24 protein-coding genes, 2 tRNA genes and 1 pseudogene are annotated in these 19861 nt (G+C 69.0%); 13 read left to right on the forward strand and 14 right to left on the reverse strand.

Translation table 11 applies throughout. The annotated features are described in order from the left end of the window. Window positions 1-103 precede the first annotated feature (103 nt). On the reverse strand, window positions 104-763 hold the full coding sequence (locus tag V3W46_RS06815; RefSeq protein ID WP_331782337.1) for a hypothetical protein: 660 nt from the start codon (window positions 761-763) through the stop codon (window positions 104-106). 77 nt (window positions 764-840) lie between these two features. On the opposite strand from V3W46_RS06815, the gene V3W46_RS06820 reads away from it, so the two are divergent. Next, window positions 841-1770, forward strand: coding sequence for an acyl-CoA thioesterase (locus V3W46_RS06820; RefSeq protein WP_331782338.1), 930 nt, complete (start codon window positions 841-843; stop codon window positions 1768-1770). Between the two features lie 124 nt (window positions 1771-1894). Here V3W46_RS06820 and V3W46_RS06825 read toward each other — a convergent pair whose 3' ends face one another. The 5 genes from V3W46_RS06825 to msrA all read right to left on the reverse strand — a co-directional run bounded on the left by V3W46_RS06825 (window position 1895) and on the right by msrA (window position 5934). After that, a complete protein-coding gene (locus tag V3W46_RS06825) occupies window positions 1895-2416 on the reverse strand; it encodes an acyl-CoA thioesterase (protein ID WP_331782339.1) in 522 nt (173 codons plus the stop codon). Between the two features lie 4 nt (window positions 2417-2420). Further along, window positions 2421-4103, reverse strand: a complete 1683-nt coding sequence (ettA, locus tag V3W46_RS06830; protein WP_331782340.1) for an energy-dependent translational throttle protein EttA — start codon at window positions 4101-4103, stop codon at window positions 2421-2423. Window positions 4104-4105: 2 nt separating this feature from the next. Further along, a complete protein-coding gene (locus tag V3W46_RS06835; RefSeq protein ID WP_331782341.1) occupies window positions 4106-4603 on the reverse strand; it encodes a DUF6993 domain-containing protein in 498 nt (165 codons plus the stop codon). Between the two features lie 55 nt (window positions 4604-4658). Next, on the reverse strand, window positions 4659-5234 hold the full coding sequence (locus V3W46_RS06840; protein WP_331782342.1) for a single-stranded DNA-binding protein: 576 nt from the start codon (window positions 5232-5234) through the stop codon (window positions 4659-4661). Window positions 5235-5406: 172 nt separating this feature from the next. Then, the gene (msrA, locus tag V3W46_RS06845; RefSeq protein ID WP_331782343.1) at window positions 5407-5934 is read right to left on the reverse strand and encodes a peptide-methionine (S)-S-oxide reductase MsrA; all 528 of its coding nucleotides are present in this window, start codon (window positions 5932-5934) and stop codon (window positions 5407-5409) included. Window positions 5935-6027: 93 nt separating this feature from the next. On the opposite strand from msrA, the gene V3W46_RS06850 reads away from it, so the two are divergent. Together V3W46_RS06850 and V3W46_RS06855 are read left to right on the forward strand one after the other, a co-directional pair. Further along, entirely contained in the window at window positions 6028-6243 is a 216-nt protein-coding gene (locus tag V3W46_RS06850; protein WP_331782344.1) for a hypothetical protein, read from the forward strand. Window positions 6244-6416: 173 nt separating this feature from the next. Continuing rightward, the gene (locus V3W46_RS06855; RefSeq protein ID WP_331782345.1) at window positions 6417-7277 is read left to right on the forward strand and encodes a hypothetical protein; all 861 of its coding nucleotides are present in this window, start codon (window positions 6417-6419) and stop codon (window positions 7275-7277) included. A 33-nt stretch (window positions 7278-7310) separates the two neighbouring features. On the opposite strand, the gene V3W46_RS06860 is transcribed toward V3W46_RS06855, so the two are convergent. Continuing rightward, window positions 7311-7382, reverse strand: a tRNA-Arg gene (locus V3W46_RS06860). A gap of 130 nt (window positions 7383-7512) precedes the next feature. On the opposite strand from V3W46_RS06860, the gene V3W46_RS06865 reads away from it, so the two are divergent. The 4 genes from V3W46_RS06865 to V3W46_RS06880 are packed head-to-tail and all read left to right on the forward strand — an operon-like array spanning window position 7513 to window position 12028. After that, the gene (locus V3W46_RS06865; RefSeq protein WP_331782346.1) at window positions 7513-9873 is read left to right on the forward strand and encodes an excinuclease ABC subunit UvrA; all 2361 of its coding nucleotides are present in this window, start codon (window positions 7513-7515) and stop codon (window positions 9871-9873) included. A 48-nt stretch (window positions 9874-9921) separates the two neighbouring features. Next, window positions 9922-10629: a histidine phosphatase family protein gene (locus tag V3W46_RS06870; RefSeq protein WP_331782347.1), complete on the forward strand. Its 708-nt coding sequence runs from the start codon at window positions 9922-9924 to the stop codon at window positions 10627-10629. A 9-nt stretch (window positions 10630-10638) separates the two neighbouring features. Then, entirely contained in the window at window positions 10639-11208 is a 570-nt protein-coding gene (locus V3W46_RS06875; RefSeq protein ID WP_331782348.1) for a DUF3090 domain-containing protein, read from the forward strand. Continuing rightward, entirely contained in the window at window positions 11198-12028 is an 831-nt protein-coding gene (locus tag V3W46_RS06880; protein ID WP_331782349.1) for an SCO1664 family protein, read from the forward strand. The genes V3W46_RS06875 and V3W46_RS06880 overlap by 11 nt, the downstream gene beginning before the upstream one ends. A 24-nt stretch (window positions 12029-12052) precedes the next feature. Here V3W46_RS06880 and V3W46_RS06885 read toward each other — a convergent pair whose 3' ends face one another. The 4 genes from V3W46_RS06885 to V3W46_RS06900 all read right to left on the reverse strand — a co-directional run bounded on the left by V3W46_RS06885 (window position 12053) and on the right by V3W46_RS06900 (window position 15099). Then, window positions 12053-13429 carry an RNA polymerase sigma factor gene (locus V3W46_RS06885; protein ID WP_331782350.1) on the reverse strand — a complete coding sequence of 459 codons (1377 nt, stop codon included), beginning with the start codon at window positions 13427-13429 and terminating at the stop codon, window positions 12053-12055. A 37-nt stretch (window positions 13430-13466) separates the two neighbouring features. Then, window positions 13467-13826: a YciI family protein gene (locus tag V3W46_RS06890; protein ID WP_331782351.1), complete on the reverse strand. Its 360-nt coding sequence runs from the start codon at window positions 13824-13826 to the stop codon at window positions 13467-13469. Window positions 13827-13922: 96 nt separating this feature from the next. Continuing rightward, a complete protein-coding gene (locus tag V3W46_RS06895; protein WP_331782352.1) occupies window positions 13923-14654 on the reverse strand; it encodes a cyclodeaminase/cyclohydrolase family protein in 732 nt (243 codons plus the stop codon). A 40-nt stretch (window positions 14655-14694) separates the two neighbouring features. After that, window positions 14695-15099, reverse strand: coding sequence for a DUF4190 domain-containing protein (locus V3W46_RS06900; protein ID WP_331782353.1), 405 nt, complete (start codon window positions 15097-15099; stop codon window positions 14695-14697). Between the two features lie 204 nt (window positions 15100-15303). Here V3W46_RS06900 and V3W46_RS06905 point away from each other — a divergent pair. Both V3W46_RS06905 and V3W46_RS06910 read left to right on the forward strand, forming a co-directional pair. Beyond that, window positions 15304-15702 (forward strand): annotated as a pseudogene (locus V3W46_RS06905) (helix-turn-helix transcriptional regulator); the annotation flags it as partial. Window positions 15703-15917: 215 nt separating this feature from the next. Further along, window positions 15918-16328 carry a VOC family protein gene (locus V3W46_RS06910; RefSeq protein ID WP_331782354.1) on the forward strand — a complete coding sequence of 137 codons (411 nt, stop codon included), beginning with the start codon at window positions 15918-15920 and terminating at the stop codon, window positions 16326-16328. Window positions 16329-16432: 104 nt separating this feature from the next. Here the strand turns inward: V3W46_RS06910 and V3W46_RS06915 are convergent, their stop codons facing one another. Further along, entirely contained in the window at window positions 16433-16651 is a 219-nt protein-coding gene (locus V3W46_RS06915) for an SCO4848 family membrane protein (RefSeq protein ID WP_331782355.1), read from the reverse strand. A 24-nt stretch (window positions 16652-16675) separates the two neighbouring features. Beyond that, a complete protein-coding gene (locus tag V3W46_RS06920; RefSeq protein WP_331782356.1) occupies window positions 16676-16831 on the reverse strand; it encodes a hypothetical protein in 156 nt (51 codons plus the stop codon). Between V3W46_RS06920 and orn the strand changes: the two genes are divergently transcribed. The 4 genes from orn (at window position 16830) to V3W46_RS06940 (ending at window position 19521) form a co-directional block, all read left to right on the forward strand. Next, window positions 16830-17450, forward strand: coding sequence for an oligoribonuclease (gene orn, locus V3W46_RS06925; protein ID WP_331782357.1), 621 nt, complete (start codon window positions 16830-16832; stop codon window positions 17448-17450). The two genes, V3W46_RS06920 and orn, sit on opposite strands and share 2 nt — an antisense overlap. Before the next feature lie 40 nt (window positions 17451-17490). Beyond that, window positions 17491-17566 (forward strand) — tRNA-His (locus V3W46_RS06930). A 4-nt stretch (window positions 17567-17570) separates the two neighbouring features. Beyond that, complete coding sequence (locus V3W46_RS06935; protein ID WP_331782358.1) at window positions 17571-17972, forward strand: metallopeptidase family protein; 402 nt, start codon at window positions 17571-17573, stop codon at window positions 17970-17972. A 208-nt stretch (window positions 17973-18180) separates the two neighbouring features. Continuing rightward, a complete protein-coding gene (locus V3W46_RS06940; RefSeq protein ID WP_331782359.1) occupies window positions 18181-19521 on the forward strand; it encodes a D-alanyl-D-alanine carboxypeptidase family protein in 1341 nt (446 codons plus the stop codon). Window positions 19522-19565: 44 nt separating this feature from the next. On the opposite strand, the gene V3W46_RS06945 is transcribed toward V3W46_RS06940, so the two are convergent. Further along, the gene (locus V3W46_RS06945; RefSeq protein ID WP_331782360.1) at window positions 19566-19847 is read right to left on the reverse strand and encodes a hypothetical protein; all 282 of its coding nucleotides are present in this window, start codon (window positions 19845-19847) and stop codon (window positions 19566-19568) included. Window positions 19848-19861 lie beyond the last annotated feature (14 nt).

Consider the following 19861-nt stretch of genomic DNA (forward strand, 5'->3'; position numbering starts at 1 on the left):
CGAGGGCGCTCTGATCGGGCGTGGCGGCGGGCTGAGCCGGCACCGGTGGCCGTGCTCTGAGCGAGCACTGGCGGGGGCGTGCTTCGAGTGTGCTGCGCAGACGTCAGCGGGTCAGTACGTGGCCGCGCCGGGTTGTGAGCCTGGTCCAGGGGCCCGACTCGTAGAGCGCCACCGGGTCGTCGTGGCGCAGGAACCCGAGGCTGACAGCGGCGAACGCGGCACCGGCCGCCGTGGGCCGCTCGATGGCCGGAATCGCCCGGCCCCAGATCTGCGAGCGAACCTTGTGCACGATCTGCTCACCGGTGTCGGGCGGCAGGGCCGCGGCGACCTCGGAGATGCCCTCACCGGCCGACTTCTCGAGCACGGCCGCGTCGACCGTGCCCAGGTTCTTCCAGCCGCCACGCGGCGGGGAGATGCCGGCCCACGCCACGAGACCCTCTGACGGCGGCAGGGAGATCTCGACCGGGCCGGGCTCGTCGTTCACCACGACCGACAGCAGCGCGAGACGTTCGAGAAAGGCCCTGATCGACACGATCTCGTCGAAACTCACCGTCTTGTCGGTCAGTGCGAACGTGCGCAGGCCGAGAACGGTCGGTGCGTCATCCAGCAACCCCTTGGGCGCCAGCACCGACGCGTACACCGCGAGAACGCCCTGCCCGCCGATCAGCCGCACCGATCCGGTGCCGAGCCGCGCCGCTCTGCCCAGGAAGACCTTGAGATCTCCTAAGGAAAGCGCGTCGACGAGCGAAAAAGAGTGAACCATCAGCTTCTAAACTACAGAAGGTGACGGCCGCGCGCGTTCATTGAAACCGACCGTTGCCGTACCGTGAAGGAGACGATATGACCCAGCTGGCCGAACACGACCCGGGGATGCCTGTGACACCCGGCGGCGGCGACCCGATTTCGAACCTGCTGGCTGCCTTCGACCTCACCGACACCGGCGCGCGCACCAGCGAAGACATCTTCACGGGCCCCTCGCAGTGGACGGCCCACGGCCGCGTCTTCGGCGGCCAGGTGCTGGCGCAGACGCTGATCGCGGCCACCCGCACGGTCGAGGCCGACCGCGCCGCGCACTCGCTGCACGGCTACTTTCTGCGGCCCGGCGACGTCGCCTCGCCCATCACGTTCTCGGTCGACCGCATCCACGACGGGCGGTCGTTCTCGACCCGGCGAACACAGGCCTACCAGAAGGGGTTGCCGATCTTCTCGATGATCGCGTCGTTCCAGACGGCTGGCCCCGGAATGGATCACCAGATCGACATGCCGGCCGGGCTGCCCGACCCCGAGTCACTGCCGTCGATCGCCGACCAGCTGGGGCACATCCAGCACCCCATTGCGCAGAACTGGGCGTACGCCCGGCCGTTCGACATCAGGCACGTCGGCACGCCCATCTACCTCACCGCCGACCCGGAACGGGTCGAGTACCAGGCGATCTGGATGAAGGCCGTCGGCCCTCTGCCCGACGACCCCAACCTGCACCGCGCCGCACTCGCCTACGCGAGCGACTACGCGCTGCTCGAGCCGATCTTCCGCCGGCACGGAATCGCCTGGATGACACCGGGGCTCAGCTCGGCTAGCCTCGACCACGCGATGTGGTGGCACCGACCGGGACGGGTCGACGAGTGGTTCCTCTACCTGCAGGAGTCGCCGAGCGCCCAGGGCGGGCGCGGGCTCGGAACGGGGCGCATGTACAGCCACTCGGGCGTGCTGATGGCGACGGTGGCGCAGGAGGGCATGGTGCGGGTGCCGCTCGGCACCTCGCTCGACTGACGCGCGGCGCTCGGCGGCGCGTGGCGGCGCTTGGCGAAGACGACCTACGCGAACCGGCTGGCGGCGCTCGGCGGCGCTTTGCGAAGACGACCTACCCGCGCCGTGCTGGGCCGAGCCGCGCCGGCTAGCGGCGCTTGGCGAAGACGACCGGAGCGTCGATGTACGGCTGCCACGCTTCGCGCTCGGCCGGCGTGATGCGACGCGGGCGCTGTGTCTCGGCATCGACGAGCACGATCGTCGTCGCCGCACGGGTGTACAGGATGCCCGGCTCGACCCCCTCCGGACTCCACACCTCATAGCACAGCTCAAGGCTCGCTCCGCCGAGTCTCGAGATCCACAGGTGCAGGTCGAGCGGCTGTCGCAGGTACGGAATCGGAGCCAGGTACTCGACCTCCTGGTGCGCCACCAGCGTGAGCGTGGCAGAGCCGAGCTCGCCGTTGATGACCGCCATCGACGTGCCGTCGATCGCCGTGCGCACCGTGGTGTCGCCCGTCTGCGACGTCGCCAGCTCGACACCGGGATCGTCGGCCGCCCAGAAGGCGTGCACGCGCGCCTCCTCGAGCAGCCGCAGAATCTGCACGTTGTTGACGTGCCCGTAGGCGTCGAGGTCTGACCAGCGCAGGCGGGTGGGTACGTGCAGTCTCACGGGGTCAGTCGCGCGTCAGCTTGCGGTAGGCCGAGCGGTGCGGCTTCGCCGCGTCGGGGCCCAGGCGTTCGATCTTGTTCTGCTCGTACGCCTCGAAGTTGCCCTCGAACCAGTACCACTGTGCCGGGTTCTCGTCGGTGCCCTCGTAGGCGAGGATGTGGGTCGCGATGCGGTCGAGAAACCACCGGTCGTGTGTGATGACCACGGCACAGCCGGGAAACTCGAGCAGCGCGTTCTCGAGGCTGCCCAGGGTCTCGACGTCGAGGTCGTTCGTCGGCTCGTCGAGCAGCAGCAGGTTGCCGCCCTGTTTGAGCGTGAGCGCGAGGTTCAGCCGGTTGCGCTCACCGCCAGACAGAACGCCAGCGGCCTTCTGCTGGTCGGGGCCCTTGAAGCCGAAAGTCGAGACGTAGGCGCGTGAGGGAATCTCGGTCTTGCCGACCTGAATGTAGTCCTGCCCGTCGGAGACGACCTCCCACAGCGTCTTCTTCGGGTCGATGCCGCCACGATCCTGGTCGACGTAGGAGATGTCGACCGTCTCACCGATGGTGAGCTTGCCGCCGTCGAGTGGCTCGAAGCCCACGATGGTCTTGAACAGGGTCGACTTTCCGACGCCGTTCGGGCCGATCACGCCGACGATGCCGTTGCGCGGCAGCGTGAAGCTGAGACCGTCGATGAGTACCCGCTCGCCGAACGCCTTGTGCAGCTTGTTCGCGTCGATGACCTGCGAGCCGAGGCGCGGACCGACGGGAATGACGATCTCCTCGAAGTCGAGCTTCCTGGTGCGCTCGGCCTCGGTCACCATCTCTTCGTAGCGTGCGAGGCGGGCCTTCGACTTCGCCTGGCGCCCCTTCGCGTTCGATCGCACCCAGTCGAGTTCTTCGGCGAGGCGCTTGGAGAGCTTGGCGTCTTTCTTGCCCTGCACCATCAGGCGTTCCTGCTTCTTCTCGAGGTACGTCGAGTAGTTGCCCTCGTAGGGGTACAGGTGTCCACGGTCGACCTCGGCGATCCACTCGGCCACGTGGTCGAGGAAGTACCGGTCGTGTGTGACGGCGAGAACGGCGCCGTGGTACTTGGCCAGGTGCTGTTCGAGCCAGAGCACGCTCTCGGCGTCGAGGTGGTTGGTGGGCTCGTCGAGCAGCAGCAGGTCGGGCTTCTGCAGCAGCAGCTTGGTCAGCGCCACGCGGCGCTTCTCGCCGCCCGAGAGGTTCTTGACGCTGGCGTCGCCCGGCGGGGTTCGCAGGGCATCCATCGCCTGCTCGAGCTGCGAGTCGAGATCCCACGCGTCTTCGGCGTCGATCTGCTCCTGCAGGGTGCCCATCTCCTCGAGCAGCTTGTCGAAGTCGGCGTCGGGGTCGGCGAGCTCGGCCGAGATCTCGTTGAACCGGTCGACCTTCGCCTTGATCGGGCCGACACCCTCCTGCACGTTCTCGAGCACGGTCTTGCTCTCGTCGAGCTCGGGCTCCTGCATCAGGATGCCGACCGTGTAGCCGGGGCTCAGCTTGGCCTCGCCGTTGCTGGGGGTGTCGAGCCCCGCCATGATCTTCAGGATGGTCGACTTGCCGGCGCCGTTCGGGCCGACGACCCCGATCTTCGCGCCGGGCAGGAACGCCATCGTCACGTCGTCGAGAATCAGTTTGTCGCCCACGGCCTTGCGGGCGCGCACCATGGAATAAATGTATTCGGCCATGGCTACCAGTCTATTGGGCGGGTCTCACCGATCAGGCACGTGCCCGAGCCGAGCACGGGGGTGACCAGGCTGTGGTATTCGCCGAAACCGTACTGCCCGATGAGGCACTGGCCCTGCATCGCGACCGAGAACTGGATCGAATCTGCCTTGACGCCGACGGTGGTGATGTCGGGCGTGACCTGCATGTCGGCGACCGAGAACCCGGCCGCGCGCAGCGCCGTGGTGAAGGCCACTCCGTCGGGGGTCTGGTTGGCCGCACCCGCCGCCTGGATCGTCTGGTTGTTCGTGTAGTCGAAGAAGGCGAGGTTGTCGGCGGCCGTGCCGTTCGGCGTGAAGACGGGTGCCGCGGTCGCGGTCGGTGAACCCGTCGGTGCCGCCGTGGTCTGCTCCGGGCCCGGCTCAGGCCCCGGGCCCGACGTGCAGCCGGCGAGCGCCGTCACGAGAACCGCCGCTGCCAGAGCGGCAGTGACAAGACGCCCGCTGTGTCGTGCACTGGGCATGAATTCTCCGCTCGTCAGATTCGGCTCCCCGGGCCATGAAAGAGTCTAGGTGAGCCTAGGCCGAGTAAAGCTCAGAGTCGGCTGTGCGACTCTCGGCCGGCTGGTCGGGCACGAATCCGTCTGACGAGCTCGTCGAGGGAGTCGGCGGGAAGGCATCTGGTGTGCCCGGCGAGCCAGGCACACCCCAGGCGGAAGCCGACTCGCCACCAGCACTCGCTCCCCCGCCGGGGGCGCCGCCGAGCCCGCCACTCGCACCCGAACCGGAGGCCGACGAGCCGAGAGAGCGCGAGAAACTCGCGGTGCCCCACGACAGGTCGTGCCCGAGCGCCTCGGCCTCGATCTCCATGGTCGTGCCGTTCTTCTCCCCGTTGGTCCACTCCCTGACGCGCAGTCGGCCCGAGGCGACCACGCGGTCGCCCTTGTTCAGCGAACCGGCCATGTTCGCGGCGAGCTGGCGGAAGGCGGTCACGGTGTACCAGTTCGTTCCGGTGTCGATCCACGAGTTTCGCGATTTGTCGAACCGGCGCTGGCTCGACGCCAGCCGGAAGCTGGTGATCTCGAGGCCCTCATTGGTGGTGATGTGCCGCGGATCGGTCGCAACGACTCCGGTCAGCGAAATGGTGTCTGGCATGGGTACTCTCCTGGGTCACGTCGGGGCCGCTCTGGCCGCGGTGCGGGCCCGGTCGACCCGCTGCCACGAGTGTGCACCGGTGCGTTCGCGCCGGAGCACGCCCGCCAGGAGATTGTGCAGAGCATCCGGATGCCCGCGTCTGGGGAGAAGGCGGAGAACGCGGGAAGAGTCGTCAGGCGGCCTTGACGTATGACGAGAAACTCTTGCGCACCTTGTTCACCTTCGGCAGGGCGACCGCCATGCAGTAGCCCTGGCCGGGGTTCTTCGCGAAGAAGTCCTGGTGGTACTGCTCGGCGGGGTAGAAATCCTCGAGCGGTGCGATCTCGGTGGCGACCGGGCCGTCCCACAGCTCGGCGGCGCGAGTGACGCTCTCTTCGAAAAGAGCCCGCTGCTCGGCCGAGGCGTAGAACATGGCGGAGCGGTACTGGGTGCCGACGTCGTTGCCCTGCCGGTTGAGCTGCCGAGGGTCGTGCAGCGTGAAGAAGACGTCGAGAATGACGTCGGCCGGTATGACGTCGGGGTCGAAGGTGACCGCGACCGCCTCGGCATGACCCGTGCGGCCGGTGCAGACGGCCTCGTAGCTCGGGTTCGTCGTGCTGCCCCCGGTATAGCCGGAGACGACGTCGGAGACGCCCTGCAGGGTGCGGTACACCGCGTCGAGACACCAGAAACAGCCACCGGCCAGAACGAAGGTTTGCATGCATAAAGCGTACGTCGCCGCCAGTGTCAGTGGCTGCCCGTAGCGTGACTGACATCAACCGACCGGGCCGGCGCTCCGAACAGGAGGCACACCATGGCACCACAGACCACTCGTTATCTCACCCCCACCCTTCGCCAGGTGCGGCCAGAGCTGTGGCGCGTGCTGCGCTCCGACGGCACCCTGGCCGGGTACATCGAAGGGGCCGAACCGTCTCGCTTCGAGGCCCGGCGGCTCATCGCGTCAACACGACAGGTCGTCGGGCTCGGTCACTTCGCGTCGATCGACGACGCCATGCTCTGCTTCCTGTGAGGCCGTGAGCCTGACGCTGCACCGTGTCGCGGCGGTGCGGCCGCCCGATCGCTGCCGCGCGCGGTGCCCCCATCCGCTTCGACGCGGCGCCTCGATCCGCTTCGTCGCGGTGCCCTCGCGCCACACCCGGCGCGTTCGCGGCCAATCGCTGAACGCGGGGTTACTCTTCTCGCATGGAATGGTGGAGCAACTTTCTCAACTGGGCTAACACCGACGGCGGCGCCTACGTCATCACGAGTATCGCCGTGCCGGCCGCATCGATCATCGTGGCGGGCCTGCTCGCCGCGTGGATCGCGAGCGGGTCGATCAAGCGCCTCCTGTCGAACCGCGACCGCGAACTGAAGGTCGCCGCGATCGGCGCCCTCGTCGACGCCGCCGAGCAGGCCTCGGTGTGGAACTCGCTGACCCCGCAGGAGCAGGTGCTGTCAGACCGAGCCACGGGCCAGGCCGACATCCAGGTGCGCCTACTGCCCATCAAGAGCTCGACGCTCGCCGCCGACTGGGCCTCGTACTCGCTCGCCGAGATGAAGCGCAACTCGGCCACCTTCGGCTACCAGATCGAGCCCGCCGTCATCCAGTTTCGCGACCAGCTCGTCGAGTGGCAGCACCGTCCGGGCCGCACACGTCGCTCGTTCCAGGCCGACATCGAGCGCTGGAAGGCCAAGTCGGTCGACGCCGAGGGCGTGCTGCGCGAGCAGCAAGACGCCTGGGTCGCCCAGCAGCACCACGAGCAGTATGCGGCGCCCACCGCTGCGACCCCGCCCACCGGTGCCGTAGCGGCCGGAACCACCGCGGGCGCGTCTGCGGCGGCTTCGTCGGCACCCGGTGTGCCGGCTGCGTCGGCAGCCGTGCAGCCCAACACCGCCACAGCGGCACGCCCCGCGGCCGCGGCCCCGGCGCTGTACTCCACCTCGCTGAGCAGCACGCCGGCCCCGAGCGCGCCGCCCGTTCCGACGGGTGCGCTCGACACGCAGCGTGTGCTGAACGACGTCGACGACATCGAACGCCAGATCGAGGCCGGCGCGGCGCGCTGACGCGGGCGCAGCCAGCGCGTCGAACACCCGTTGTCCCCCCGGAGGGATTCGAACCCCCGGCCTGATGGGTAGAAACCATTTGCTCTTCCGCTGAGCTACGGGGGGAGGACTCCCGAAAGTCTATTACGCCCGGCCGCCGCCAGCCGGATGCTCGAGCGCGACCGGCCGGATGCCCTCCAGCAGCGAGCACGAACCGAGGAGCGTCGCGTCGGTGCTCGGCGCTACAGTGGCTGCCATGACCACACCCCATGCCGCCGACGTGCACGACCTCATCCGAGTGCAGGGCGCACGGGAGAACAATCTCAAAGACGTGACCGTCGAGATTCCGAAGCGACGCCTCACCGTGTTCACGGGCGTGTCGGGCTCGGGCAAGAGTTCTCTCGTCTTCAGCACCATCGCGGCCGAGTCGCAGCGCATGATCAACGAGACCTACAGCGCATTCGTGCAGGGCTTCATGCCCACGCTCGCCCGGCCCGATGTCGATGCCCTCGACGGCATCACCACCGCCATCATCGTCGACCAGCAGCGCATGGGCGCCGACCCGCGCTCGACCGTCGGAACGGCGACCGATGCGAACGCGCTGCTGCGCATCCTCTTCTCCCGGCTCGGGATGCCGCACATCGGTTCGCCGAACGCCTACTCGTTCAACGTCGCCTCGGTCAGCGGCAGCGGCGCGATCACGGTCGAGAAGGGCGCCAGCACCAAGGCCGTGCGGCAGACCTTCACCCGCACCGGCGGCATGTGCCCGCGGTGCGAGGGGCGAGGCGCGGTGTCGGACTTCGACCTCACGCAGCTCTTCGACGACAGCAAGTCGCTGAACGAGGGCGCGATCTCGGTGCCCGGCTACACCGGCGACGGCTGGATGGTGCGCATCATCAGCGGCTCGGGCTTCTTCGACCCCGACATGCCCATCCGCGACTACAGCGCCAAGCAGATGCGCGACCTGCTCTACCACGAGCCTGTCAAGGTGAAGATCGACAACGTGAATCTCACCTACGAGGGGCTGATTCCCCGCGTGCAGAAGTCGATGCTCTCGAAAGACCGCGAAGCGATGCAGCCGCACATCCGGGCGTTCGTCGACCGCGCGATCACGTTCACCGTCTGCCCCGAATGCGACGGCACGCGCCTGAGCGAGGCGGCACGGTCATCCCGAATCGACGGCGTCAGCATCGCCGACGCCTGCGCCATGCAGATCACCGACCTGGCCGAGTGGGTGCGCGGGCTCGACGAACCGTCGATGGCACCGCTGCTGGCCGGCCTGCAGCACATTCTCGACTCGTTCGCCGAGATCGGGCTCGGCTACCTCTCGCTCGAGCGGCCGTCGGGCACCCTCTCGGGCGGCGAGGCGCAGCGGGTCAAGATGATCCGGCACCTGGGGTCGTCGCTGACCGACGTCACCTACGTGTTCGACGAGCCGACGTCAGGGCTGCATCCGCATGACATCCAGCGTATGAACACGCTGCTGCTGCAGCTGCGCGACAAGGGCAACACGGTGCTGGTCGTCGAGCACAAGCCCGAGACGATCGTCATCGCCGACCACGTCGTCGACCTCGGGCCAGGTGCGGGCCAGGCAGGGGGAACGGTGTGTTTCGAGGGCACCGTCGAGGGCCTTCGCGCGAGCGACACCATCACCGGCCGGCACTTCGACGACCGAGCGGCGGTGAAGGATGCCGTGCGAACGCCGACGGCCGCGCTCGAGATCCGCGGGGCGACGGCCCACAATCTGCGCGGGGTCGACGTCGACATTCCGCTGGGGGTGCTCACGGTGATCACGGGTGTCGCCGGATCGGGCAAGAGTTCACTGGTGCACGGATCGATTCCGGCCGGCGCCGGGGTCGTCTCGATCGACCAGAGCGCCATCCGCGGCTCGCGGCGCAGCAACCCGGCGACCTACACCGGGCTGCTCGAGCCCATTCGCAAGGCGTTCGCGAAGGCCAACGGCGTCAAGCCGGCGCTGTTCAGCGCGAACTCCGAGGGCGCCTGCCCGACCTGCAACGGGGCGGGTGTGATCTTCACCGACCTCGGCATGATGGCCGGTGTCGCCACCACCTGCGAGGAGTGCGAGGGCAAGCGCTTCGACGCCTCGGTGCTCGAGTACCACTTCGGCGGGCGCGACATCAGCGAGGTGCTCGCCATGCCGGTGAGCGAGGCCGAGCAGTTCTTCGGCTCCGGTGCGGCGCGCATTCCGGCCGCCCACACCATTCTGAAGCGGCTCGCCGATGTCGGGCTCGGCTACGTGGCGCTCGGCCAGCCGCTCACCACGCTCTCGGGCGGCGAACGTCAACGACTCAAGCTCGCCACCCACATGGGTGAGAAGGGCGACATCTACGTGCTCGACGAGCCGACCACCGGGCTGCACCTCGCCGACGTCGAGCAGCTGCTCGGCCTTCTCGACCGCCTCGTCGACTCGGGCAAGTCGGTCATCGTGGTGGAGCACCATCAGGCCGTCATGGCTCACGCCGACTGGATCATCGACCTCGGCCCCGGCGCCGGTCACGACGGCGGTCTCGTCGTCTTCGAGGGCACGCCCGCGGCGCTCGTCGCCGACCGCTCCACGCTAACCGGCCAGCACCTGGCCGCCTACGTCGGCGCCTGAGCGACCGATCGGTGCCGGGTTGACGGTCGGGCTGGCTAGGCTCGGGGCATGGGCACAGTGATACTGGTGCGGCACGGCCGCACCACCGCCAACACGAGCGGCGTGCTCGCGGGGCGCACGGCGGGCGTCAGGCTCGATGAGACCGGGCGGCGGCAGGCTTCCCGCACGGCCGAGCGGCTCGCGGTGGTTCCGCTGGTCGCCGTGGTGACGAGCCCGCTCGAGCGCTGCCGGCAGACGACCAAGTTCATCGTCGATGCGCACGCCGACAGGCCGCCGACCCTCGTCGAGCGCGGCATCACCGAGTGCGACTACGGCGAGTGGCAGGGGCGCCGGCTGGCCGAGCTGTCGAAGGAGAAGCTCTGGTCGGTGGTTCAGACCCAGCCGTCGGCCGCCGTCTTTCCGGGCGGAGAGTCGCTTGCCGCGATGCAGGCCCGCTCGGTGGCAGCGATCCGGCGCCACGACGCCGCCTTCGAGGCCGAGTTCGGGCCAGGCGTGGTGTGGGCGGCGGTGAGCCACGGCGACATCATCAAGTCGATTCTGGCCGATGCCCTCGGAATGCACCTCGACCTGTTTCAGCGCATCAGTATCAACCCGGCATCCGTCTCGATCGTGCGCTACGGCACCGACCGGCCCGACGTGGTCGCCACGAACACCGATTCGGGCGACCTGTCGTGGTTGCGCGCGCCCGCCCCCGAGGCCGACGCAGCGGTCGGCGGTGGGGCCGGCCCGGGGATGCCCGCCGAATCCGGCTCGTAAAATAGCTGTATGCCCACAATCGTGCACGAGTTCACCTGGCCCGACCGCGTCGTCGTCGGAACCATCGGCCACCCCGGTTCGCGTACCTTCTACCTGCAGGTGCGCACCGGGCCGCAGATCGTCAGCGTCGCGCTCGAGAAAGAGCAGTCTGCCCTGCTCGCCGAGAAGATCGACGAGATTCTCGACGAGCTGATGTCTGCAGAGGGCAACCCGTTCAGCGTTCCCGCGCAGACGCCCGTCGAGCTCGTCGACAACGACCCGCTCGAGCCTGTCGACGAGCAGTTCAGAACCGGGGCGATGAGCCTCGGCTGGGATCCGTCGACGTTGCAGATCGTCATCGAGGCGTTCCCGTTCAGCGAGAGCGACGTCGAAGAGGCCATCGAGTCTGACGATGAGACGCTCGTGATCGACCCGCCCGAGATGCTCGTCATCCGCGCACCCGTCGGAACGGCGCGGGCCTTCGCCAAGCGCACCCGCGAGATCGTGGGCGCCGGCCGGCCGCTCTGCCCGCTCTGTGGCGCCCCGATCGACGCCGGCGGGCACATCTGCGCAGCCCTCACGGATCTCAGTGACGACTGACGCCGAGCATCCGGCTCGCGCCGAACAGACGGCCTCCTCGCCTCAGGCTGCGGGCGGGCATCCGGATGCTCTCGCCGACGACCTCGAACTCACCGGCCAGATCGTGTCGGCGTCGAACGCCGTGTTCGTGGGCATGATCGGTGACACGCAGGTGGTCTACAAGCCGGTGTCGGGCGAACGCCCGCTGTGGGACTTTCCCGACGGCAACCTCGCCCGGCGCGAGGTCGCCGCCTACCTCGTCTCACAGGGCTTCGGCTGGAATGTGGTTCCGCGCACCTGGCTGCGCGACGGCCCCCTCGGCCCCGGCATGGTGCAGCTGTGGCAAGACGCAGACCCCGAACAGGATGCCGTCGACCTCGTCTCGGCGAACGACGTACCCGAGTCGGGCTGGCGCCAGGTGTTCGACGGCCGCGACGAGAACGACGCCCTGGTGTCGCTCATCCACGAGGACTCCCCCGCGCTGCGCCGCATGGCCGTGTTCGACGTGGTGGCGAACAACGCCGACCGCAAGGGCGGCCACGTGCTCGCCATGCCGAACGGCCACCGCCACGGAATCGACCACGGCCTCACCTTCCACCACGAGCACAAGCTGCGCACCGTCTTGTGGGGCTGGCTCGGCGAAGAGCTGACCGACGACGAGCTGCAGGGCGTCGAGCGGGTTCGACAGGGCGTCGAAGGTGAACTCGGCCGCGGCCTCGCCGCGCTGCTCACCGGCGTCGAGATTGCGGCCCTCGGCCGTCGCTGCGAGCGCCTGGTGTCGCGCGGCACGTTTCCCTCGCCGCGCGGCGAGATGCCCGCCGTGCCGTGGCCGCTGTTCTGACCGGGGTGTTCTCGGGCGGCTACGTCAGGCGTCGTCGCGCCTGCCGTCGACCGCGCGGCTGACGTCGGCGTGGCCTCCATCGTGGCCTCCACCGCGGCCTCCGTCGCCTGCGCCGTCGCCGGGCGCACCGAGCGCCGCCAGGCGTCGGTCGAGGTGCCGCTGCTCGGCCGGGTTCAGCGCGAGAGCCCGCGCCCGCCGCAGGGCATCGATCGCCTCCGGGCGGCTGCCGGCTCGCTCGAGCATCTCGCCCCTGGCTGCCCAGAGCAGGTAGTACTCGTCGAGACCGTCGACGGCATCGAGCATCGCGAGCCCCGCCCGGGCACCGTCGGCCATCGACACCGCCACCGCGTGGTTCAGCGACACGATCGGCGACGGGGCCAGTACGGCGAGCTGGCGGTACGCGCCCGCGATCATCGCCCAGTCGGTGTCGGCCGCCGTGCGCGCGGTGCTGTGCGAACCCGAGACCACTGCCTGCAGCTGGAACGGACCCGGCTTCAGCCTCTGCAGCGCATCCGCCAGCACGACGTTCGCCTCAGCGACGAGATCGAGGTTCCACCGCGTGCGGTCCTGGTCGGCGAGCAGCACGAGTTCGCCCGCAGCGGTCTGCCGGCCGCCGGTGCGCGCGTGGGTGAACAGCTCGAGCGCCAGCAGCCCCTCGACCTCGGCCGATTCGGGCAGAACATCCCGAGCTCGCCTGGTCAGCCGAATCGCCTCGTCGACGAGGTCGACCCGGATGCCCGGCCGACCGCCGCGCGCCAGGTATCCCTCGTTGAACACGAGATACAGCACCGTCAGCAGCACCTCGATGCGGCCGTCGAGGTCGGCCGGCATGCTGAGGGGAATGCCCGCGTCGCGAATCTTGCGTTTCGCCCGCACGATGCGCTGCGCCAGCGTCGCCTCGGGCACCAGGAGAGCGGCCGCGATCTCGGCCGTCGTGAGTCCGCCGACGAGTCGCAGCGTCAGAGCGACCTGCGCGCTGCGATCGAGTGCCGGGTGACAGCAGAGCAGCATCAACCGCACCTGTTCGTCGGCCTCATCGCCCGGGCCGCTGTCGTCATCCACGGCAACCTCCTCCTCCGCCTCCGCATCCTCACCCGGCGACCTCGTATCGCCCGAGGCATCGAGGCCGGCCGCCAGGAGGTCGGGCGCCGCCGCGCGGAGGCGGCGACGTTCGGCCGCCGCCCGCCGCAGCCGGTCGATCGCGTTGTTGCGCGCGACGGTGTACAGCCAGGCGGCCGGATTGTCGGGCACCGTCGTCCACTGGCTCGCCGAGAGCAGGGCATCCTGAACCGCCTCGTCGGCGAGATCGAGGTCGGAGAAGCGGTGCGCGAGCAGGGCGACGACGCGGCCGCTCTGCTCGTGCGCCAGCCGGGTGACCGCCTCGGCGATGGGGGTCGTCAACGGCGGCACCTCAGGCCCGATCAGGCACGGCGACGGCTCACAGCGCTTCGGGCCGGAACGCGATCGGCCGCACCTCGAGCGTGACGTCGTCGATGGGCATGGCCGCCGCGAGAGAGAGTGCTTCGTCGAGATCGGCCGCCGTCACCAGGTAGTAGCCGCCCAGCTGCTCTTTCGTCTCGGCGAAGGGCCCGTCGATGAGCTGGTCGGCACCGCTCGAACGCTTCAGCGTGGTGGCCGTCAGGCTCGGCTGCAGGCGCCCGGCGCCGATGAAGTTGCCGCCGTCGATGAGCTTCTGGTTGTAGGCCATCCAGTCGGCCATGTAGGTCTCGAACCCGGGCGAGCCCGGCTGCGGGGTCTCGGCGGTCTCACCCTCGTGAATCAGAATCATGTATTCCATCGGTGTCTCCTTGTTCGCGGCTGCCGGCGAGTGTCTCCCGCCTCACGACCATGACGCAGACCCACGACGAGATCGACAGTCGCCCGAGAAGAAAGTTCAGCGATCTGTCGGAGCGGCCCGCGAGTCGATGCCGGCGGTCAGGGCGTCGATGCGCGCCAAGGCCTCGTCGAAGACTTCGACCTGAGACCAGAGGGCCGGATGCTCGAGCCGCACCTGTTCGAGCGAGCCGCTGCTCGAACGCAGCTCGGCCAGGTCGAAGCTGACATTCGTTCGGGCACCCGAGATGGCCGCGCGCAACGCGGCGAGCGCCACGGCGACGTCGGCGATCAACGCCGGATTGCCGTTCGCGGTGAGCCAGTCGAGGTCGTCGATGGCTTCGACGGCGCGGCCGCCGAGACCGGCCGACGAGCGGGCGGCTGCGACGGATCCGCGGCGAATGGCCTCGTCGCGCTCCGGCCCGCGCGGCAGGGTGAAGGCACTACCGAACTCGCGCGAGGCGGCGGCATCGGCGTCGGCCAGGCCGAGGGCGGCCGCGCGCAGTTCGTGGGCACGCACGATCATCGCGTCGAGGGTGCGTTGCCGATCATCCGCCGAGGAGGGTGCCGTCGTCTGCGCGGCCGCGGATGCGCGCTCCGGGGCGTCTGCGGCCGCGTCGGTGTAGCCCGCGACCATCGACGTCAGGCCCGCGGCGATGGCGAGCATGACGCCCGAGGCCGCGCCGCCGCCCGGCGAACCGTTAGAGCGGGAGAGGCCGAGCATCCACTCGTCGACGCTCGAACGGCTTGTCGAGACCTCGCCCTCGCCCTCGCCGGGCGAGCTGTCACTCATGCGGGGTCGGCTTCGGCGACCGTGACATCTGTGGCTCCGGCTACGGGCAGGTGATCGTTCCGCCTGACTGAAGCTGGTAGACGCCGGAGGGCTGGCCCGAGCAGATGCTGTTCACCGCAGACACACCGGCCGCGACCAGCACGATCGTGAGGATGATGCCCAGCACGAACAGCACGGCGCCGACGATGATGGCGGCGACGGCCGGACGGTTCTTGACGCCCGCGCGGCGCGACTGCACGAGGGCGATGATGCCCAGGATCACGCCGATGATGTTGAAGAAGATCGCTACGACGACGGCCACGATGCCGAGCGTGCGGCCCGGAACCGAGGCGGGCGCGCCCGGTGCTGTGTACCCTGTGGGCGGCGGAGCGGCAGGAGCCGAGTAGGCGGCCGGCGGTGCGGTGGGCGGCTGTACGGGTTCAGAGGGTCCGTTGAGGTCTGTCATTGTCTTCTCCGTTGAACGATTCGTCTCTGTGCTCGGTCAGCCGAAGCTTAGCGAACACGGTCACCGTTCGGCTACGGGTGTCGATTCGTCGTCCCAGCCGGTAGGGCGCCCTCGGCTCTGCTGCCGGTGCGCGTGCTGGAGCGGGTGCCGGTGCCGGTGCCGGTGCTGGTGCCGGTGCCTGGTGCCGGTGGTACCCTCGGTGCCATGACCCCGCAGGAACTCGAGAATCTGGCGCACCTGCGGCGGGCGCGCGACCTGATCGACCGCGACTACGCCAAGCCACTCGATGTTCCGACGATGGCGCGGCGCGCGCTCATGTCGCCCGCGCACTTCTCGCGCCAGTTTCGAGCGGCCTACGGCGAGACCCCCTACGGGTACCTCATGACGCGGCGCATCGAGCGGGCCATGGCTCTGCTGCGAAGCGGGATGACCGTCACCGATGCCTGCATGAACGTCGGTTGTACGTCGCTCGGGTCGTTCAGCTCGCGGTTCACCGAGCTGGCCGGCGAGACGCCGAGCGCCTACCGGGCCCGCGAGCACGACGCCGTGCGCGCGATGCCCACCCGGGAGGCCATGCTGCAGACACGGCCGACGCGCCAGGGCGGCCGCGCGCTTCCCCCTCGGGCCGCCGACCAGTCGCGACCGGTGCCACCGGCCACACAACCGGAGCCACCGGAACCGCCTGCAGCGCCCACGTCAGCGGGCCCGCTGTTTACGGCGGCTGCTCCGACGTCAGCGGCTCCACTCGCTCCACCGGCCGCGAGTTCGAGCAGGATCGAAGAAGCGGCCGGCACTGCGGCAGACCTAACGTTGGTGCCATGACAATCCAACTCCAGTACTGCAACATCACGGTCAACGACGTCGACGAATCGCTCGGCTTCTACGGTGAGGCGCTCGGCCTCGACGTGCGCACCGACGTCGCCAACGGCGGCTACCGCTGGGTCACGCTCGGCAGCGACGCCCAGCCCACCCTGCAGCTCGTGCTCTCCGAGCCGCACGCCGGTCGCTCGCAGGCCGACGGCGACGCCCTGCAGGAGCTGCTCACCAAGGGCTCGCTGCCCATCCTCGTGTTCGCCACCGACGACGTCGACGCCACCTTCGAGCGCGTGCGGGCATCCGGCGCCGAGGTTCTGCAGGAGCCCATGGACCAGCCGTGGGGCCCGAAGGACTGCGCCTTCCGCGACCCGTCGGGCAACACCGTGCGCATCTCGCAGCTCGTCTCCGCCTGACCGCAGGTCACCCTCAAGCTCGAGTCGCATCGCTCGCGCCCGTCGGCGAACATGGTGTCGGCCCGCGGTCTGAGGTCGTCGACGGGGAGCCGTCGTTTGCTGAGTCAGCGGGCGATGAGGGCCACGACCGCGACGATGGCCGAGACGACGGCGAGCAGCAGGGAGATGCCGATCAGCACGGCATGCACGATCAGAAAGCGGGTCGGCTTGCCCGCGGCGTCGCGGGCCCGGGTGTCACGGCTCACGCGCTTGTAGAATTGGGGCCAGACCACGAAGTTCCAGACGGCGTTGACGATGAGCAGGATGGCGAGGGTCACGAGCACTCCTCCACCCTATGCGCCGCCACCCTATGCGCCGCCGAGCATCCGGCGGGCCGTGCCCGAGCGCCGCCGAGCATCCGGCCCGCCGCCCCTAGGCACCGCCGAGCATCCGGCCCGCCACCCCTCTGCGCCGCCGAGCATCCGGCCCGCCCCGTCAGCGGCCGCCGATAGACTCAGACGCATGAGTGCATCAACAGACCGACTGGTCTGGATCGACTGTGAAATGACCGGGCTCGACCTCGACGTCGACGAACTCGTCGAAGTCGCGGTGGTCATCACCGACTTCGACCTGAACCTGGTCGACCCGGGCTTCACCATCGTCATCAAGCCCGACGACTCTGCTCTCGAGCACATGAACGACTTCGTGCGCAACATGCACGAGACCTCCGGCCTCGACAAGCTGATTCCGAACGGCGTGAGCCTCGCCGAGGCCGAGTTCGAGGTGCTCGAGTACATTCTGAAGTTCGTGCCGAACGAGCTCAAGGCGCCGATCGCCGGCAACACGATCGGCACCGACCGCATGTTTTTGGCCAAGTACATGCCCCGAGTGGATGCCCACCTGCACTACCGCAGTGTCGACGTCTCGTCGATCAAAGAGCTGGCGCGCCGGTGGTTTCCGCCGATCTACTTCCACGCCCCCGCGAAAGACGGCGGCCACCGCGCCCTGGCCGACATTCTCGAGTCGATCCGTGAGCTCGAGTACTACCGAAAAGCCATCTTCGTCGCGCCTCCCGGGCCGGCTTCTGCCGACCTGAAAGAGATCGCCGCAGACGTCGTGAACGATTTCGCCTCGAAGCTGTAATAGAATCGTCGAGTTGCCTCGTTGACGCGAGGCTCGCATGGTGGGTATAGCTCAGTTGGCAGAGCGCCTGGTTGTGGTCTAGGAGGCCGCGGGTTCGAGCCCCGTTACTCACCCCACCAGATGAGCGGCCCGATTCGTCGGGTCGCTCATTTCTCTGTGCAGGAGGCCCGGATGCTCGACCTCGACGCCGACGCGTTCGAAGCACTCGTGGTGGCCGAACTCGACCTGCTGCCCGACGAGATGGTCGACGGGCTCGACAACGTGGTGTTCGTGGTCGAAGACCGGCCCGAGAACGGCACCCTCGACACGCTCGGGCTCTACGAGGGCGTCGCGCTCACCGAACGTGGCGACTACGGGTTCGGCGAGCTGCCCGACCGCATCGTGCTGTTCCGTGAACCGCTGCTGTCGATCTGCGCAGACGATGCCGAGCTGCGCGCCGAGATCCACACCACTCTGGTGCACGAGATCGGCCACTTCTACGGAATCGACGACGAGCGCCTGCACGAGCTCGGCTGGGCCTAGCTCCCCCCGGGCTACGCCCCGGGGAGGGCTCCGCATGACCATCCACTGTGCGCAAGGGCACGTTGTGAGCGTCGTTACCGTGCTTCTGCGCAAACCCGGCGGCCCGGCTCCACGTGCTTCTGCGCAAACCCGGCAGCCCGGCTTCACGAGTCTCCGCGTCGTCAGCGAGGCTGCGCTGCCCAGGCGGTCGGCCGGGCTAACCTGAGGCATGGCCACGACCGTCGCACGTCGCATCCGGCGCGGCATCTTCATCGGGGTGGGTGCGCTGATCATCCTCGCCGTGGGCGTGTACGGCCCCCTCACACTGGTCGGTCCGCTGCCGGCCGCCACCGCGACGGTGCTCGGCGCCGACAGCACGCTCGCCGCCACCGCTCCCCCGACGCTGCCGCAGACCGGTGCCAGCGGCATCACCGCCGACGACAGCAGCCAGGTGCTCGCCACCGCCGGCATCACCGACGCCGTGCCGCTCGGCGGTGCGACCAAGGTGATCACGGCCCTCGTCGTGCTCGACGCCAAGCCGGTCGCCGCCGGCGAGCAGGGTGCCTCGATCGTCGTGACGCCGGCCGACTACGCCGCGTACATCTCCTACATCTCTGAGAGCGCCAGGGCCGTCTCGTTCATCACCGGCGAGACGTGGAGCGAACGCGACATGCTGCAGGCGATGCTCATGGGGTCGAGCAACAATCATGCCGACGCGCTGGCCACCTGGGCCTTCGGGTCGATGGACGCCTACCTCGAGGCGGCCCAGGCCTGGCTCATGAAGAACGGCTTCACCTCGACCACGGTCGTCGATGCGACGGGCCTGTCGAGCAACTCGGTGGGCACGGCGGCCGACCTCACCCGCATCGCCCAGCTGGCGTTCAAGACCCCCGTGATCGCCGAGATCATGGGGCAGACGGCAGCAACGGTGAATGGGGGCCGCTACGTCAACAATCTCGCCAGCTATCTGCCGACCGAGGGTGTCACCGGGCTGTCGTTGAGCTACACCGACCAGGCCGGCCTGTGCTTTCTGTACAAGGCCGACATGACGGTGGGCAGCACGACGGTCACGCTCTACGGAGCGATGCTGCGCGAGCCCGACTACGACACGCTGCACGCCGACATGCAGACGCTGCTGGCCAGCGCCACGGCGAACCTCGTGCCGACCACGGTGGTCAGCGAGGGTGACGCCTTCGTGCGTTACGACACGGCATGGGGCCAGAGCGCCGAAGGCGTGGCCATCGCCGGCGACTCGCGGATGCTCTGGGCGGCCACGCCCGTCACACACACCGTCGCGGCGAGCCCGGTCACCACCGCTCCCGGATCGACGCCGGTCGGCACCGTGACGTTCGACCTGCCAGCCGGAGCGCTGAGCGTGGGCCTCAAACTCAGCAACTCGCTGAGCGACCCGGGGCCGCTGTGGCGGCTCGCGAACCCCGTGCCGGTCATCCGGGCCTTCCTCGATTCGCAGCAGTCGCCCGCGGCGAGCTCGGCGCCGGCGCCGTCGGGTCGGACTGGTGCTCCGGCGACTCCCGAGCCGACACCCGCATCGTCGCCGGCCGCCGGCTAGGGTCGGGTCTGGCTAGGGTCGGGTCTGGCTAGGGTCGGGTCTGGCTAGACCAGCGCCTCGCCGAGGTCGGTGTCGTCGTCGTCGCTGACGAAGGGGTCGCTGTCTTTCGCGTCGAAGGAGTAGCTCACGTGCAGCTCGCCGTTCAGCTCACGCGTCGACACCGCGGTGTACTCGAAGTTCGACTCGAGACCGTCGACGAGGGCGATGACACCGAAGGTCTTGTCGTACTCGCCACCGACGAGAATGCGGGTGTCGATCTGGCCCTTGAGCGGCCCGTCGACGTATTCGACGGTGTAGTTCTGGGGGGCCGGTGCTGAATCTGTCATGAGTCCACCGTAGC

Origin of the sequence: Subtercola sp. YIM 133946 (assembly GCF_036553535.1) — a bacterium.
Lineage (GTDB): Bacteria > Actinomycetota > Actinomycetes > Actinomycetales > Microbacteriaceae > Subtercola.